A 15475-nucleotide genomic window follows, 5' to 3' on the forward strand; every position below is an offset into this window, starting at 1 on the left:
TATATTTGATCTAAATAAATATAAATATGTGCCATTCGACTTTGCTCGCCTGTAACGGGCAAACTACCATCACGTATTGCCGAAATTGTAAAGCGCATTATATTTGGCAAGACAATTCTTTACTTACTTTTAATGCGGACGATTTTCGACGATTTGTGGCTGGCGTCCACGAATACAAAGGTCGTGAACAATTTTTTACTTGTCCGGATGGCGTCGTTCGTATGCTGATGCCCACGCCGTTGCCCGAATTAGCATTGACGTTTACCTATCCTGAATGGGGCAATTTCATGCTTTCGTTGGAGGAAGCCGGCTACATGATGGAGATTTATCAACTTGTGGGAACACACTAATTTTTTTACGTTGTAACGAAAGAATGTGCTTTAATCGCCAAACGTGTTACAGTTGAAATTAATAAGTACATTTGTGTTTAAAATTTCGACCATTAAAATAACAAGTTAAATGATTAAAAAGCGTTTACTTCCTATCTGCTTGGTGGTAACATCCATCGTGGTAGGTTGTGGAGAATCCACTCGTAGTGATTCATCAAACAACCCGTTGTTGGGCAACTTTGACACACCATTTCAGGTTCCTCCTTTTGACAAGATCAAAGATGAACACTTCCGCCCAGCTTTCGATGAAGCGATAAAAAGGCACAACATCGAAATCGATTCTATTGCGAACAACGAAGAAGAAGCCACGTTCCAGAACACAATTGTTGCCTTGGAAAATGCAGGTTCTGCGTTAAGCCAGGTAGGAACTATTTTTGGAAATCTTAACTCCGCTAATAAAACGGACTCGTTGACAGCGCTTTCATCAGAAATGGCTCCGATTCTCTCGGCCCACCGCGATGAAATTCAGCTAAATGCCAAATTGTTTGCGCGCATCAAATCGGTATACGCCCAAAAAGATGATTTGGGTTTAGATGCCGAAGACAGCAAATTATTGGAAGAAACCTACAAAGGTTTTGTGCGCTCGGGAGCGAATCTTTCCGACGAAAATAAAGAGAAATTAAAATCCATCAATTCGAAGTTATCTACCTTAACCAATGCTTTCGGCGAAAATTTACCGGCGGAAGCTAAAAATTACGAATTGGTTATTGAAGATGAAAAAGATCTAGCTGGTCTTCCTGAGGACGTTCGTGCCGCAGCAGCAGCAACAGCGAAACAAAAAGGCAAAGAAGGTAAATGGGTGTTCACACTTTCAAATCCTTCGGTAATGCCATTCTTGCAATACGCAGACAACCGCGAACTACGTAAAGAAATTTGGAATGCTTATCAGCTTCGCGGAAACAACGGAGGAGAATTCGACAACAAGAAAAATGCTATTGAAATTTCGAACCTTCGTTTGGAGAAAGCTAAACTTTTAGGTTATCCTTCACATGCTGCTTATGTTTTGGAAGAATCAATGGCGGGCAATCCAGACAATGTTTTTGCTTTGTTGAACAAACTTTGGAAACCTGCTTTAGCAAAAGCGAAGGTGGAAGAAGCAGATCTGCAAGCAGAAATCAAGTTAGCGGGTGATACATTTGCCGTTGCGCCTTACGATTGGAGATATTATGCCGAGAAAGTTCGCGTGAAACGCTACGCATTAAACGAGGAGGAAATCAAACCTTACTTCGGATTAGCACAAGTGCGCGAAGGTGCATTTGAAACGGCGAATAAATTATATGGATTAACATTCGTTGCACTGAACAATGTCCCTGTGTACCACGAAGAAGTCGAAGTTTACGAAGTGAAGGATAAAGACGGATCGCATTTGGGCGTACTTTATGCCGATTTCTTTCCACGTGATTCTAAACGTTCGGGCGCTTGGATGACGTCTTACCGTTCTCAATACAACAAGGATGGAAAGCGCGTGGCTCCAGTTATTTCGATCGTTTGTAACTTCACGAAACCGGTTGGCGACAAACCTGCTTTGTTGACTTTTGATGAAGCAAGTACATTGTTCCACGAGTTTGGTCATGCTCTGCATGGATTGTTGTCGAACGTGAAATACAAAAGCTTATCAGGAACTTCCGTCCCGCGTGATTTCGTAGAATTACCTTCGCAAATTATGGAAAATTGGGCTTCTGATCCAGAAGTGATGAAATCGTATGCTAAGCATTACGAAACGGGCGAAGTAATTCCTGACGCGTTAATTGAAAAAATGCAAAAAGCAGGCACATTCGATCAAGGTTTTGCAACGGTTGAATATTTAGCAGCTTCCTTGTTAGATATGAATTATCATTCGGCTACTTCACCCATTGATGTGGATGCGGAAGTATTCGAAAAGAATGCGATGCAAAAAATTGGTTTGATCGATGCGATTATTCCTCGCTACAGAACCACAAACTTCCAACACATCTTCTCGGGTGGCTATTCTTCAGGTTATTATAGCTACATCTGGTCAGAAGTATTGGATTCGGATGCCTTCGCAGCATTTAAAGAAAAAGGTTTATATGATCAGTCGACAGCTGGTGCATTCCGCCGCAACATTTTGGAGCGCGGTGGCACAGGAAATCCTGCCGAAATGTACCGCACATTCCGCGGCGCAGAGCCAAACCCGATTTATCTGATGAAGAAAAGAGGATTGAACTAATCAACCCAACTTCTTAATACATGCAAAAGGCTGATTTCATTGAGAAATCAGCCTTTTGCTTTTATCTAATTCTATGAAATATTACTTTGTCCAAATATTATCGCCGGATTCAATATCGGCTAAACGTTGAGATGGATCGATGATGATGCTTTTCGCGGGTTTCGATAATGGCAAAGCATACGTTGGTTTTGTCCAAAACCAATCTTCTAAAACAGTTCTTTTAATATTGTTGTAGATCGCAAATCCTTCTGCGGGCTTTTGTCCACGCATTTCGCGAAGCGGAATATAAAACAATTCCCTACTTCCATCTTCGTATTCGACCCAAACATCCACTGGCATCGCTAAATCGCCTTTGTTACGCAATGCAAATTTTCCATCAGCCGTAGCTTCGATAGCATAATCAATCGTTCTCGTGGTATTCAAGAACAAGTTGAAATACCACTTTAAATTAATCCCTGAAACATCCTCAGCAACGCGTTTGAAATCATTCGGCGTTGGGTGCTTAAATTTCCACAATTCATAAAATTGTAGAAATGTCTTTTCTAAATTCTCCTGACCAATAATATATCCTAGTTGCTCCACCAATACAGATCCTTTGGTATACGAAGCGTTAGAATACGCGTAATTGGTTTTGTAGTAATCTGCTAACAAGCTCATCGGCTCTTCCTTGCCCGATAAAGCCAATTTATAATATGATCGATATGCACCGATCATTGGGTTTGTTTGAGATGCACCTTTTTTCTCGAACAAATGTTGAAAAGCTAATTCTTCTACATAACTGGTAAATCCTTCGTCAAACCATTCATCGACTGTTTCATTGATTCCGAAAAGATGTTGATACCAAGAATGTGCCGCTTCGTGAAATATAACGCCTACCAATCCTTTCAAATCGCGACCGCCGGTGATCAGCGTCGCCGTTCCATATTCCATTCCGCCGTCGCCACCTTGAATAATAGTGTAAGTTGGCCACGGATAAGCGCCAAACTTGCTGGATGAGTAATCAAAGAATTGTGTGGCCAATCCCAACGCCGTTTTCCAGTTCTCAACTACGGCTTTATCCGTTGGTAAAAAAACCGTGTAAACGGTTACGCCACCATCCGTTTTCGCGGAATCCACTTGCATTTTCGGATCCGCAGCCCAAACGAAATCGTGAATCTGATTCGCTTTATAATGCCAAGCTACCTTGCCTGATTTATCTGCCTTCGGCTTCGCTGCTGCAACATATCCTTTCACCGCCTTGGGATTCTGCAACTTTCCGGAAGCTCCGACAACATAATCTTTGTCTAAATGGATTGTGACATCAAAATTCCCAAACGGAGCTATAAATTCACGAGCAACATACTCGTCCAAATGCCAACCATAATCGTCGAAATGCGCCATTTTCGGATACCATTGTGCCATCGACAAAGCAACCCCTTCTCTAGAATTTCTTCCACTGCGACGGATCTGCTCTGGCACTTGCGCTTTCCAAGTTAACTTAAATTCGCCGGTGGCTCCATCAGCCAGCACTGCCGGCAACTCCACTTCCAAAATAGTACCGCTCACTTTGAATTTCGCGGACGCACCATTATATGTTAAGGATTTGATTTCTTGATAACCGATTTGATCGGGTTTTAGCAGGGAAATTCGACTTTCGCGCGCATTCGTTCCAACTGCTTTCGTCATCATCCGACCGTCCGGATCACTAATTGTCTGCAAACGATGATCCATCATACTTCCCGGCTGAAACGCATTGAAATAAAGATGGAAGTACACTTTTGGCAGAGATCGACCAGAATTATTGGTATATAATAAGGTCATATCACCATCATACTGATAGGCCTTTTCATCCACATCGATGTTCATGGTATAATCGACAGCTTGCTGCCAATAACCTTTACGTTGTGCTTGCGCAGCGTTTCCAACGAAGATCAATAACAATAAGGAGAAAATGGAGGTAAGTAGCTTCATAAGCCAAACTTACAAAACAAAAATACATCTGCGGAGTGAACTTCGTAAAATAAGTGCTATGAAATATTGCCTTCTGAGGCAATACAACTTACCCAAATGTAATAGGAACTTGGATTTTTTGGAGATGTTGCATGAGTTCATCAAACTCATCAACAGATTGGAAAAGTTTATTTCGCCAAAAGCGAACGGGCTGAAAGGCGCCCTTTTTATGAACGGCGATCAGGTTTCCTCCGGATCTGATATGGTTTTGAACGTAAGTAAGTTCAGCAAATGGAAAAACCCATCGCTTTGAGCCTTTGACGACCATGAGCGATTGATCGTCGACCGACCATTGAGAGGGCTGTTGACTAAATTTAACGCTGAGGAAAAGTAGTAAGGGAAGACAAATCAGTAGAATTATGATTTTCGGAATCTCCCCAATTCCACTTAAAGAAACAGTAATTCCTATCGTAAATAATGAGGATAATAGAATTTGAATGAGGCGTCCGCGATGCAGGGTATGTAACGTGAAAACAGTTTGTTCATTAGCGGCCGCCGAAGTTGACATGGATAGAAATATTTAACTTACCTTGCTTTCTAATAATTTTGGTTCGTTGGCAGTAACGACATCAACACCACCGACAAGCTTCCCACCCATATCAACGTTGAAACGCTCAACTACCATATCGCCATTTATCGTACCAACAGATTTCAATAAGAGGGTTTTGCACCGCACGTTCCCGACGATATGACCATAAACGATTAGCGTTTCGCAGGTTACATCCCCCTCTACATACGCTGATTCACCAACAATTACACCCTTGGCCGTACGAATGAAACCCTTTATCTTACCGTCAATGCGCAAGCTTTCTTTGCCTATCAAGTGCCCTTCGATAGAAATATCCTGCGCAATCACTGTTTCTATGGACAGTTCTTCTGAGCGATGCAATTTTCTTATTTTATCTTTCTTGGCAGCAAACATGCAATCCGATTTTTGATGGTTTGACCAGTAAGACTAAAACTGGAAATATTTTTCAGGATTCAATGTACGTCCAGAAAGCAATACTTCATAATGCAAATGCGGCCCCGTACTTCTTCCTGTGCTTCCTAGCAGTCCTACTGTAGCGCCAACATCAACACGCTGACCACGTTTCACGCGAATGCGCGATAAGTGTCCATATTTGGTTTCGTAACCATTCGCGTGACGAACAGTAACCAGATTTCCGTAACCACGTTGATAACCGGCGAAAGTCACCGTACCACGTGCGGTACTCTTGATTGGTTCTCCTGTGCGCCCTTTCAAATCTACACCTGAATGCATTTCGCGACCGCGACCAGTAAATGGATTTCTGCGATAACCGTAACGAGAAGTGACACGACCGTGATGCGGGCGGCCGAACGGCGCTCCATCCAACCTACTTTCCACATCTGCCAGCATATTCACATAGAATTTAGCAAGCTCTTCTAGATTTTCTTCTTCCTCCACTACAGGCCCCCCGGCATTGTTCATGGCGATAGCTTTTAATCCACGCTTGCGCATTTTGGCGTTAATACGATTTAATGTGCTGTCCACCGAATTCAATGAACGTCTGACATCGTTGATATTGGTTTGGTTAGTCGCTTCCTCCAACGAAAGTTGTTGATTTTTTTTACGCAACTGATCTATTTTTTCCAAATAAACATCGGCGTATAATTTTTCATTACGATGATTTACCAAATACACAATTCCCACAACGCCCAACAGCATAAAAGCCACGAATGAAAACACCAGATGTTTCCAATAAGACAATAAAAATGTGGGAATCTGAACCTTCTTGTTAGGATTTCCGTCTCCACTAACAATCAGTACAGAAGTTTTCTTCTCCAGCATAAGTTTTTGCTCCTATTTTTTTACACAGCTGCAAACTTAATGAATCTGTATCCGCAGGTTGGCGATTTTACACTTTTTAACATCTTGTTTAACATTTCGGCATGGAATTTTCGACCTTTGTCCGCATGTCATTTTCAGCAAAACTTATCGGATGGTATCTCGATCATGGGCGAGAATTGCCTTGGCGGCAAACTCAAGACCCTTATGTGATTTGGCTATCGGAAATTATCCTTCAGCAAACACGTGTCGAGCAAGGCATGCCCTACTTCCAAAGTTTTGTAACAACGCTCCCAACGATCGAAGATTTTGCGAAAGCTGAGGAAGATGTTATCCTTCGCTTGTGGCAGGGATTGGGATATTATTCGCGCGCTAGAAATATGCATAAAGCGGCAAAAATGGTCATGAGCGCATTTGAAGGTTCTTTCCCAACGCGTTATGAAGATGTAATCCAACTTCCGGGAGTTGGCCCCTATACCGCGAGTGCGATTTCATCCTTTTCAAGCAACGAAGCACGAGCCGTAGTTGATGGCAACGTATATCGTGTTTTAGCACGAGTTTTCGGCATCGATACAGATACAAATAGTTCGGCCGGAAAGAAAATATTTCAGCAACTGGCGGATGAGTTGATTGATCAAAAGGAGCCCGGATTATACAATCAGGCGATCATGGATTTTGGCGCTTTAATATGTAAACCCAAACAGCCTTTATGCCCAACCTGCATCTTTGAAGATACCTGCGTCGCGAAAGCAACCAACCAAATCGACACGCTTCCTAAAAAGATCAAAAGCAGAAAAAGTCGTAATCGCTATTTCCATTACTTTATTTTGCGAAAAGGCAATGAGATTATGCTGAGTAAACGAGCCGAAGGCGATATTTGGGCAAACTTACACGAGTTTCCACTGATCGAAACCGACGAACCTGCCGACGCGGAGCAGATAAGACTCCACCCTTCATTTGTGGCGCATTTCGGCGACGCACATCCTCAACCGATTTCAACGCCGATCAAACAAGTTTTGAGTCACCAAAATATTTTTGCACAGTTTTACCAAATGCCTGAAAACTTGGAAGTCCGCAGTAAAAAATCGAGCTGGTTTTATACATTCTCAGAAAATTTAGATACATTAGCTATGCACAAGCTGATCTTTTCTTTCCTGAGCAGGGATCATATTGCGAAGTAAACCCTAAATTATCTGATATGGCAAGTGTAAACAAAGTAATTTTAGTCGGGCATCTGGGTAAAGATCCAGAAATTCGCTATTTAGATGGTAACGTTTCTGTAGCCAGTTTCCCACTCGCTACCTCCGAATTTTACAACAAAGACGGCAAGAAAGTCGAGCAAACGGAATGGCACAATGTGGTGCTTTGGCGTGCATTGGCAGATTTGGCCGTTAAATATTTGAAAAAGGGAAAGTTGGTATACATCGAGGGAAAGTTAAGGACACGCACCTACGAAGATAAAGAAGGAATTCGCCGCTTTGCAACAGAAATTGTAGCAGACAGCTTCAACTTACTGGGCAGAAGATCTGATTTCGAGCCACAAAACTCCGGCAAGCCTTCAGAATCAGGTGAGCAACCTGAAGAATCGAAGGTAGATTTCCGTGAAAATGATGATGATAATGATGGTCTTCCTTTTTAAGGGATTGCCAATATTTTTAATATTTTCCAGTATCTTTGGCGCATGTTGCAAGATAAAATAACGCAGTATTCGCAAGAAATTCAACAAAGCTCTTTGAGCAACGTTGCCGATATAGAAGCATTCCGTCTTAAATTTTTAGTTTCCAAAGGAATTGTTAAATCCTTATTTGAGGAATTCAAAACCGTTTCCACTGAAGAAAAGCGCACGCTTGGAAAAGTACTTAACGAGTTTAAGGTGCTAGCTGAGTCGACATGGAAAAATGCGTTGGATGCTTTAGATAATCAACCAACGACAGAACAAGCTTTCGATGGCGATATGACATTGCCTGGCGAAGCTTTTCAATTGGGATCAAGACATCCGCTTTCTTTGGTGCGCAAAGAAATTGTTGAGATTTTCAAGAAACTGGGTTTTATTGTTGCAGAAGGACCGGAAATTGAGGACGATTGGCATAATTTCTCCGCTTTAAATTTCCCACCTGAACACCCTGCTCGTGATATGCAGGATACGTTTTTTATTAAAAAACAAGACGGCAACGACATCGCTTTGCGTACGCATACTTCATCTGTTCAAGTGCGTTTAATGCAAGCTGGAAAGCCACCGTTCCGCGCCATCATGCCGGGAAGAGTTTACCGCAACGAAGCTATTTCTGCGCGTGCACACTGCTTCTTCCACCAAGTGGAAGGTTTATATGTGGACGAAAATGTCTCATTTGCCGATCTAAAACAAACGCTTTTCCACTTTGTTCAAGAATTGTACGGGGAAGGCACGAAAGTACGTTTCCGTCCATCCTACTTCCCATTCACAGAGCCTTCTGCCGAAATGGATATTTCGTGTACCATCTGTAAAGGCGATGGATGTCAACTGTGTAAACAATCCGGTTGGGTAGAAATTTTAGGTTGTGGTATGGTGGATCCGAATGTATTGGAAAACTGTGGAATTGACAGCCAAAAATACAGCGGATTTGCATTCGGAATGGGTATTGAACGTATTACCAACTTGAAATACGAAATCCGCGATTTACGCTTATTCTCCGAAAACGATACGCGCTTCTTATCGCAGTTCGAAACGGAGATGCTGTAAACAAGCATCAACGAGAAACAAAAACTAGTTTGGTCATCCGCCAACGTAACGTCAAATACTTATGGAAACGGATATTATTGTAGGAAATATTAAAAAAGCAGCGCGCGAGCTGTTTCGTAAGTATGGCTATAATAAAACCAGCGTCAACGAATTAGCCAAGCATTCGCGTATCGCGAAGGCAACATTCTACAAGCATTTTGCCAGCAAAGAGCTGATCCTGCACGCCGTGCTGATGGATTACATCCAAGAAAACGTGCAGGATATTCTTAATAAGCATGTTGGCGAAAGAGATCTAAATACTTTTCTTGCAAACACCATATTACGTGTGAGCCGTGTAACTTACACGGTTTGCAATGAATTTATCGGGTGGGAATTCATTCGCGAATCCGCGAATGCGCAAGAATACCTCAAAATTTTGTCTGACGATTTGGAGTTTTTGCTGCTAAGTTCTTTTATGCAAAATGATACGATTGGTGCTGTAGTTCCAGAGGAAAAATTAACGTTCCTCATTAAGTGCAGCAAGAACATCGTATTTTCATTTGCCTTCACGGCAGTTTCTGACGCGGATGTACGCAAGAATTTCATTTCTTTCCAAAAGGATATGCTTCCACATCTAGTTGATGCAACGCTGCAATAAGGCGAAATGATTTTCCGCGGGGCGATCATTACTTTTTACAACAAATTCATACCTTTGCATAAATTTTTAAAGCTATATGGCAACAAATAGAACTTTTACAATGATCAAGCCGGACGCAGTGGCAAATGGTCATATCGGCGCGATTTTAAATGATATTATCGCAGGTGGATTCAAGATCGTAGCAATGAAATACGTGCACTTGACGGATGTATCTGCCGGAAATTTCTACGCAGTACACAAGGAACGTCCTTTCTACAATGATTTAGTAACTTTCATGACTTCTGGACCTATCGTTGCAGCAATCTTGGAAAAGGAAAATGCAGTGGAAGATTTCCGTACGTTGATCGGTGCTACAGATCCTAAAAAAGCAGACGAAGGAACAATTCGTAACAAATACGCAGAATCTATCGAAGCAAATGCTGTTCACGGATCGGATTCTGATGAAAACGCAGAAATCGAAGGTAACTTCTTCTTCTCTCAATTCGAGCGTTTCTAGATCGCATTGCTAGATATAAAGCAAAAATAAAACCCGAATAGCGATGCGCTATTCGGGTTTTATTTTGCCATTCAAGCGCGTTCTAGAAAGCGCGCATGCCTAAATAATGATCTTCTTTTTCGGTCATCAATTGCTTGTCGGCTGGCTTTTTATCCAAATAACCGCAAAGGTGTAAAACGCCGTGAATAATCACGCGATGCAATTCATCCGCTTCGCTTACAGCAAACTTTTGCGCATTTTCTTGAATACGTTCTACAGAAATAAAGATATCACCAGAAATAACATCCTCATCATCCGAACTATCGAAAGTTACGATATCCGTAAAGGTATCGTGATTCAGATATTGTTTATTGATATCCAACAGATATTCGTCCGAACAGAAAATGAAATTAAGCTCGCCGATCTTCGGAAAACCTTCCGCTTTGATCGTATCGCCGATCCATTGCCGAACTTTCAGTTTTTGCTTTAGGGAAAAATCAAGGTCTTCAGCGAAGAAGGAAATGTCTTTTAGCGCCATTAAAAAAAGGATTTGCTTTGTAAATAATCTTGTAAAATGATGGTGGCCGATAGCGTATCGACCGTTTCCTTTTGCTGTCTTTTCTTTTTGCTCATACCACTTTGTGCAATTGCCGCCGAGGCCATTTTCGAAGTAAACCGTTCGTCGACCTCAACAACAGCGATTTCTGGAAATTCGCGCTGTAATCGCCGAATAAATCCCACAACATGTTGGGCAGATTCCGAATCGGAGCCGTCGAGCTGACGTGGCTTTCCGACAACAAAAGTTTCCACTTGCTCTGTTTGGAAATATTGCTTCAAGAATGTCCAAATATCGTTTGGATGCACGGCAGTCAGCGGACTTGCAATCATTTGCAATGGATCCGTTGCAGCAATGCCCACGCGTTTTGTCCCATAATCGAAAGCCAGTATTCGCATATCTTTTTTGCAAAAATACGATTTATCGAGCAGGAAGCTATACGACAAAAAATCTATACATTTGAATAAGGTAAATTTATCAACATGCATAAGATCAAATTTTATATCGCAATTTTAATATTCATCGCACAATCCAGCATTAGCATGGCTCAACAGCAAAACAACACCTATGTTTCTTTCAGCAAAAATGAACGCGAATTAATCGGCAATAGCGCAGAAAAGATGGAGGTTTATCAAACGACTGACGAGAAACAGCTCCACGTATTGCAGCAACCATCGGACACAGTTGATCCGAAGGATCCGTTGTTGGCCATTTTAGCAAAACGGATGTTGGCAACGGTGCAGGATGAAGCACATCCCGGCGTTGGCATTGCTGCGCCGCAGGTGGGTATCAATAAAAAATTGATTTGGGTGCAACGATTTGATAAATCAGGACAGCCATTTGAGGCCTATATCAATCCCAAAATCGTTTGGCGATCGACGCTGATTCGTACCGGAGCGGAGGGATGTTTATCCATTCCGGATCGCCGAGAAGAAGTAGAGCGCCATTATGCTATTCGCATTCAATATGCAAACCTGAATGGCGAACAAAAAGAAGAAAACGTTGAAGGATTCACGGCAGTTATCTTCCAACATGAGATCGACCATTTGTTAGGCATTTTATTTCCAGATCGTTTGGATGAACAAAAAACCAATCCTTCTCAGCCGATTGTCGGTAATCCCAAGTTTTCCGCTAAAGAAAATGCTCCGAGGCTTTGATGAGTATTTAGAAGTTAGATATGAGTATTGAGAAGTGAGTATTTAGATATTAGTAGTCAGATATCTTAACTTCTAATATCTCCCATAATATCTCCCATTTTACTTCTTAGTTCCTAGGCGACAAGCGCACTTCAAATAATTTGCTCCAATCTTTTCCGGTTACGTAAAAGGTTTTGCTGTCGCGATTGTAAGCAATTCCATTCATTTCAGTTCCGGTGGATTTACGTTTGCCATCATATAATCCTACAAAATTGATACGTCCTTCCACTACGCCCGTTTCTGGATTGATGATGACAACTTCGTCGCGATCGGCGTGATATAAATTGGCATAAATCTTTCCATCCACATATTCCAATTCGTTAAGCGAGTCAACAGCACCGTTGTTATCGAACACTTCAATCGAATCTAACTGGCGAAACGTAACGGGATCTAAGAAATACAGAAAGGCCGAACCATCCGTTTTGATCAAACGCTTTCCATCATAAGCAATTCCCCAACCTTCTTGTTGTGGATTAGCATAATCGAAAGTTTTTACCAAGCTCAAGTTTTGCTTATTGTACACAAAACCTTTTCCACTTACCCAGGTTAGCATGATGATTTTATCATCGACAATCGTCATTCCTTCTCCAAAATCTTCGCCAGTAAGATCAGTTTTCGAAAGCACTTTTCCTGTTTTCAAATCCACTTTTCTTATCGAGGAACGACCTGTCATACCGGTCGATTCATAGAGCACGCCGTTTTCGTACTGCAAACCTTGCGTGAATGCATTTTCATCGTGCGGATACGTGTTTAGGACTTCAAATTGATAAGCAGTTGGTGCTGCTGGCACAATAAGGATATTGGTATACGCAATATCTTCTTTGCCTTCGTAATACACTTTCGCGCTTAAGCTTCGGTTGCCATAATTGAATTTATCGGCATCGAATTCCACAGAAGATGTGTCGGTTTTACTTGCCAATATATCGCCATCAACCGAATAAACAACGGAATCCGGTGCGTCGGTCGGGAACCGCAATGCTAATCTTACCTTTTCGCCTTTCGACATGGATGTTCCAGATTCCGGCGTAACAAATTCAAACTTTCCTTTTTGGGTTTTACAACCTACGAAAATCAGACACGCCATTAAGCCTGCGACCAAGTAATTCAATTTCATATATAAGTTATTTAATAGTGCCAAAAGGCATCTTTAATATGTTCAATTTGTAATCCGTTTTTTGAAATAATCGAAACGATATCAAAACGAATATCTCCCTGATGTTCCACTTCGTCGACGTAAACTTCTGCCAAACGAAACAATCGTTCTTGCTTCTTTTCATCCACAAACTCTTGCGGATGACCAAAACTTACCGAACTACGTGTCTTCACTTCTACAAACACCAGCACCGCACCATCGCGCATGATAATATCTGCTTCCAAATGTTTGTATTGCCAATTTACAGCCAATATTTCGTAACCACAACTTTGCAAGTAAGCTTGTGCTTGCTGTTCTCCGAAATTCCCTGTTTCCTTTTGCGTTGTCATTCGAAGTGAAATTCCTAAGGTTGTAGTTATTTGACAATGGTATTGCCGAGAAAATCGCCCAGCATAATTTCCATTTCTTTGTACTTTTTATAGTTGGCCATCAGAATTTCCAAATCCTCAGCCGACTGCGGCTGTTTCAACTCTTCTCGAATCTTATAAAGCTCCCGTTCCACTTTCCGTTTCTTCAAGCGATACACCGTTTCCGTCACCAAATCTTTGAGATGGTCCTTTTCGGTAGTTACGTAAATCTTGCGTTTATCGTCGTTCCAGTTCGGACTAAGCTCATATCGGCTAGCGATAAGTGTTACTGCTAAATCGGCAACGCCTTCGGTTTGATCGGCAATAAAATGTTTTGGCTCCGGAATTTCAAAGTCGGCCATTTTCGTTTTGAACGTTTCAAAAATATAGGCACTTGCTTTGTCCTCGAAACTGATATCGTCGAAATTATTGATCAGATAAGGTGCGATCGGCATATTATTCACTTCCGCATCCCAAGTAACGGGTTCATTGCCGTAATTCAGTAGAATGCGAATCAATTCGCGCTCTTGAAGGATTTCCGGAGAAAGCTTAGTTTCACGTGGAAGCACCTTCCCCGCGAAATCGGGATTGGTCGGCAGCTCGTCGCCCATCATCGCGGCAAAGAAATCTGCAGGAGGTTGTTCTTCGCTGGCGGATGTCGCCGCTTTCTTCTCCTTGGCAGCCGCTTTGCTGATTCGCATTTTGTTGAGCTCGGAAAGCAAAATGCGCTCCTCCATATCCAACAAGGTGCTGCATCGCCGAATATATAGAGAAACCTTAATTTCGTCGGGAATCAGCGCAATACTTTCCACCACGTCGCGAATGACGCCCGCTCTTTTAACGGGATCGTCGCCCGCATCTTTCAATAAGATATTGGTTTTGAAGAAAACGAAATCTTCCGGATGTTTGTCGATGTATTCCCGAAAATGCGATGAACCAAACTTTTGCACGTAGGAATCCGGATCGTGACCATCGGGGAAAAGCAAAACCTTGACGTTCAAACCTTCCTCCAATAACATATCCGTACCGCGAAGCGATGCCTTAATTCCGGCCGCGTCGCCGTCATAAAGAATAATTACATTTTTCGTGTAACGAGATATTAATCGAATTTGTCCGCTTGTTAAAGAAGTTCCTGAAGAAGAAACGACATTTTCCACGCCAGCTTGGTGCATGGAAATCACATCGGCATAGCCTTCCACCAAATAACAAACATCCGCGTCGGCAATTGCTTTTTTTGCAAGACTTAAGCCATAAAGCACATCTGATTTATGATAAATCTCACTCTCCGGCGAGTTAACGTATTTTGGAAACTTCTTATCCGTTTTTAACGTACGACCGCCGAAACCAATAACACGACCTGTGACGTTAAAGATTGGGAAAAGCACACGCCCACGAAAGCGATCGTACATACTTTTATCGTCGCGCTGGATGGCTAATCCTATTTCTGCTAGATATTCTTTTTGAAAACCTGCTTTCTGGGCAGCATTTACCAACGCTTCCCATTGATCGGGCGAATAGCCCAACGCAAATTTTCGGATGATATCTTCGCGATATCCGCGTTCTTTGAAATACGATAGCCCGATGGATTTACCTTCGTCGGATTCCCATAATTGATCGACAAAAAACTGACTTGCCCATTTGCTCAGCACATACAAGCTTTCGCGCTTGTCTTGCTTTGCCATTTGCTCAGGCGAGCGTTCCACCTCTTCAATCGCGATGTGGTATTTGTTGGCGAGATAACGTATAGCTTCTGGATAGGAATATTTTTCCACTTCCATCACGAATTTAAGCGAATCGCCACCAGCGCCACACCCGAAACATTTGTAGATTCCTTTTCCTACAGAAACATGGAAAGAAGGCGTCTTTTCATCGTGAAAAGGACAGTTTCCGATCAACGAGGTTCCGCGCTTTTTCAACGGCACAAAATCCCCCACCACCTCATCGATACGCGCGGCATCCAGTACTTTATCGATAACCTCCTTCTTGATCATATTCGAATGTACAAAGGATAACTAAAAG

General features: G+C 42.2%; 17 protein-coding genes. 8 read left to right on the top strand and 9 right to left on the bottom strand.

Going from position 1 to position 15475, the window contains the following annotated elements:
* Positions 1 to 26: 26 nt before the first annotated feature.
* Together ACFSQ3_RS03500 and ACFSQ3_RS03505 are read left to right on the top strand one after the other, a co-directional pair.
* A complete protein-coding gene (locus tag ACFSQ3_RS03500) occupies positions 27 to 350 on the top strand; it encodes a hypothetical protein (protein ID WP_380867507.1) in 324 nt (107 codons plus the stop codon).
* A 109-nt stretch (positions 351 to 459) separates the two neighbouring features.
* Positions 460 to 2577 carry a M3 family metallopeptidase gene (locus ACFSQ3_RS03505; RefSeq protein ID WP_380867508.1) on the top strand — a complete coding sequence of 706 codons (2118 nt, stop codon included), beginning with the start codon at positions 460 to 462 and terminating at the stop codon, positions 2575 to 2577.
* Positions 2578 to 2658: 81 nt separating this feature from the next.
* On the opposite strand, the gene ACFSQ3_RS03510 is transcribed toward ACFSQ3_RS03505, so the two are convergent.
* The 4 genes from ACFSQ3_RS03510 to ACFSQ3_RS03525 all read right to left on the bottom strand — a co-directional run bounded on the left by ACFSQ3_RS03510 (position 2659) and on the right by ACFSQ3_RS03525 (position 6376).
* The gene (locus ACFSQ3_RS03510; protein ID WP_380867510.1) at positions 2659 to 4527 is read right to left on the bottom strand and encodes a M1 family metallopeptidase; all 1869 of its coding nucleotides are present in this window, start codon (positions 4525 to 4527) and stop codon (positions 2659 to 2661) included.
* Positions 4528 to 4615: 88 nt separating this feature from the next.
* Positions 4616 to 5074 (bottom strand): hypothetical protein, encoded by a 459-nt coding sequence (locus ACFSQ3_RS03515; RefSeq protein ID WP_380867512.1) that lies wholly within the window; start codon positions 5072 to 5074, stop codon positions 4616 to 4618.
* A 12-nt stretch (positions 5075 to 5086) separates the two neighbouring features.
* Positions 5087 to 5488, bottom strand: coding sequence for a bactofilin family protein (locus ACFSQ3_RS03520; protein ID WP_380867513.1), 402 nt, complete (start codon positions 5486 to 5488; stop codon positions 5087 to 5089).
* A 33-nt stretch (positions 5489 to 5521) separates the two neighbouring features.
* Positions 5522 to 6376 carry a M23 family metallopeptidase gene (locus ACFSQ3_RS03525; RefSeq protein ID WP_380867515.1) on the bottom strand — a complete coding sequence of 285 codons (855 nt, stop codon included), beginning with the start codon at positions 6374 to 6376 and terminating at the stop codon, positions 5522 to 5524.
* A gap of 125 nt (positions 6377 to 6501) precedes the next feature.
* Here ACFSQ3_RS03525 and mutY point away from each other — a divergent pair, with 125 nt between their 5' ends.
* The 5 genes from mutY (at position 6502) to ACFSQ3_RS03550 (ending at position 10225) form a co-directional block, all read left to right on the top strand.
* Complete coding sequence (mutY, locus tag ACFSQ3_RS03530) at positions 6502 to 7554, top strand: A/G-specific adenine glycosylase (RefSeq protein ID WP_380867517.1); 1053 nt, start codon at positions 6502 to 6504, stop codon at positions 7552 to 7554.
* Between the two features lie 17 nt (positions 7555 to 7571).
* On the top strand, positions 7572 to 8012 hold the full coding sequence (locus tag ACFSQ3_RS03535; protein WP_380867519.1) for a single-stranded DNA-binding protein: 441 nt from the start codon (positions 7572 to 7574) through the stop codon (positions 8010 to 8012).
* 42 nt (positions 8013 to 8054) lie between these two features.
* Positions 8055 to 9092 carry a phenylalanine--tRNA ligase subunit alpha gene (gene pheS, locus ACFSQ3_RS03540; RefSeq protein WP_380867520.1) on the top strand — a complete coding sequence of 346 codons (1038 nt, stop codon included), beginning with the start codon at positions 8055 to 8057 and terminating at the stop codon, positions 9090 to 9092.
* A 61-nt stretch (positions 9093 to 9153) separates the two neighbouring features.
* Entirely contained in the window at positions 9154 to 9729 is a 576-nt protein-coding gene (locus tag ACFSQ3_RS03545; protein ID WP_380867521.1) for a TetR/AcrR family transcriptional regulator, read from the top strand.
* A gap of 76 nt (positions 9730 to 9805) precedes the next feature.
* Positions 9806 to 10225 (top strand): nucleoside-diphosphate kinase, encoded by a 420-nt coding sequence (locus ACFSQ3_RS03550; RefSeq protein WP_380867523.1) that lies wholly within the window; start codon positions 9806 to 9808, stop codon positions 10223 to 10225.
* An 82-nt stretch (positions 10226 to 10307) separates the two neighbouring features.
* On the opposite strand, the gene ybeY is transcribed toward ACFSQ3_RS03550, so the two are convergent.
* Positions 10308 to 10742: an rRNA maturation RNase YbeY gene (ybeY, locus tag ACFSQ3_RS03555; protein WP_380867525.1), complete on the bottom strand. Its 435-nt coding sequence runs from the start codon at positions 10740 to 10742 to the stop codon at positions 10308 to 10310.
* Positions 10742 to 11158 (bottom strand): Holliday junction resolvase RuvX, encoded by a 417-nt coding sequence (ruvX, locus tag ACFSQ3_RS03560; protein WP_380867527.1) that lies wholly within the window; start codon positions 11156 to 11158, stop codon positions 10742 to 10744. Before ruvX ends, ybeY begins: the two co-directional genes overlap by 1 nt.
* 84 nt (positions 11159 to 11242) lie before the next feature.
* On the opposite strand from ruvX, the gene def reads away from it, so the two are divergent.
* Complete coding sequence (gene def, locus ACFSQ3_RS03565) at positions 11243 to 11917, top strand: peptide deformylase (RefSeq protein WP_380867529.1); 675 nt, start codon at positions 11243 to 11245, stop codon at positions 11915 to 11917.
* Positions 11918 to 12023: 106 nt separating this feature from the next.
* On the opposite strand, the gene ACFSQ3_RS03570 is transcribed toward def, so the two are convergent.
* Genes ACFSQ3_RS03570 through dnaG form a run of 3 tightly spaced genes read right to left on the bottom strand, consistent with a single transcriptional unit; the run spans position 12024 to position 15447 of the window.
* A complete protein-coding gene (locus ACFSQ3_RS03570; protein WP_380867530.1) occupies positions 12024 to 13070 on the bottom strand; it encodes a glutaminyl-peptide cyclotransferase in 1047 nt (348 codons plus the stop codon).
* Between the two features lie 11 nt (positions 13071 to 13081).
* Entirely contained in the window at positions 13082 to 13438 is a 357-nt protein-coding gene (locus tag ACFSQ3_RS03575) for a YraN family protein (RefSeq protein ID WP_380867532.1), read from the bottom strand.
* A gap of 26 nt (positions 13439 to 13464) precedes the next feature.
* On the bottom strand, positions 13465 to 15447 hold the full coding sequence (gene dnaG, locus ACFSQ3_RS03580; protein ID WP_380867534.1) for a DNA primase: 1983 nt from the start codon (positions 15445 to 15447) through the stop codon (positions 13465 to 13467).
* Positions 15448 to 15475: the final 28 nt, after the last annotated feature.

The sequence above is a fragment of the Sphingobacterium corticis genome, assembly GCF_042684745.1.
Taxonomy (GTDB): Bacteria; Bacteroidota; Bacteroidia; order Sphingobacteriales; family Sphingobacteriaceae; genus Sphingobacterium; species Sphingobacterium corticis.

What these genes read in the sequence shown, in the direction of transcription:
- ACFSQ3_RS03500 (WP_380867507.1), top strand. Translation starts at nt 27, where the DNA reads ATGTGCCATTCGACTTTGCTCGCCTGTAACGGGCAAACTACCATCACG.
- ACFSQ3_RS03505 (WP_380867508.1), top strand. Translation starts at nt 460, where the DNA reads ATGATTAAAAAGCGTTTACTTCCTATCTGCTTGGTGGTAACATCCATC.
- ACFSQ3_RS03510 (WP_380867510.1), bottom strand. Translation starts at nt 4,527, where the DNA reads ATGAAGCTACTTACCTCCATTTTCTCCTTATTGTTATTGATCTTCGTT.
- ACFSQ3_RS03515 (WP_380867512.1), bottom strand. Translation starts at nt 5,074, where the DNA reads ATGTCAACTTCGGCGGCCGCTAATGAACAAACTGTTTTCACGTTACAT.
- ACFSQ3_RS03520 (WP_380867513.1), bottom strand. Translation starts at nt 5,488, where the DNA reads ATGTTTGCTGCCAAGAAAGATAAAATAAGAAAATTGCATCGCTCAGAA.
- ACFSQ3_RS03525 (WP_380867515.1), bottom strand. Translation starts at nt 6,376, where the DNA reads ATGCTGGAGAAGAAAACTTCTGTACTGATTGTTAGTGGAGACGGAAAT.
- mutY (WP_380867517.1), top strand. Translation starts at nt 6,502, where the DNA reads ATGTCATTTTCAGCAAAACTTATCGGATGGTATCTCGATCATGGGCGA.
- ACFSQ3_RS03535 (WP_380867519.1), top strand. Translation starts at nt 7,572, where the DNA reads ATGGCAAGTGTAAACAAAGTAATTTTAGTCGGGCATCTGGGTAAAGAT.
- pheS (WP_380867520.1), top strand. Translation starts at nt 8,055, where the DNA reads ATGTTGCAAGATAAAATAACGCAGTATTCGCAAGAAATTCAACAAAGC.
- ACFSQ3_RS03545 (WP_380867521.1), top strand. Translation starts at nt 9,154, where the DNA reads ATGGAAACGGATATTATTGTAGGAAATATTAAAAAAGCAGCGCGCGAG.
- ACFSQ3_RS03550 (WP_380867523.1), top strand. Translation starts at nt 9,806, where the DNA reads ATGGCAACAAATAGAACTTTTACAATGATCAAGCCGGACGCAGTGGCA.
- ybeY (WP_380867525.1), bottom strand. Translation starts at nt 10,742, where the DNA reads ATGGCGCTAAAAGACATTTCCTTCTTCGCTGAAGACCTTGATTTTTCC.
- ruvX (WP_380867527.1), bottom strand. Translation starts at nt 11,158, where the DNA reads ATGCGAATACTGGCTTTCGATTATGGGACAAAACGCGTGGGCATTGCT.
- def (WP_380867529.1), top strand. Translation starts at nt 11,243, where the DNA reads ATGCATAAGATCAAATTTTATATCGCAATTTTAATATTCATCGCACAA.
- ACFSQ3_RS03570 (WP_380867530.1), bottom strand. Translation starts at nt 13,070, where the DNA reads ATGAAATTGAATTACTTGGTCGCAGGCTTAATGGCGTGTCTGATTTTC.
- ACFSQ3_RS03575 (WP_380867532.1), bottom strand. Translation starts at nt 13,438, where the DNA reads ATGACAACGCAAAAGGAAACAGGGAATTTCGGAGAACAGCAAGCACAA.
- dnaG (WP_380867534.1), bottom strand. Translation starts at nt 15,447, where the DNA reads ATGATCAAGAAGGAGGTTATCGATAAAGTACTGGATGCCGCGCGTATC.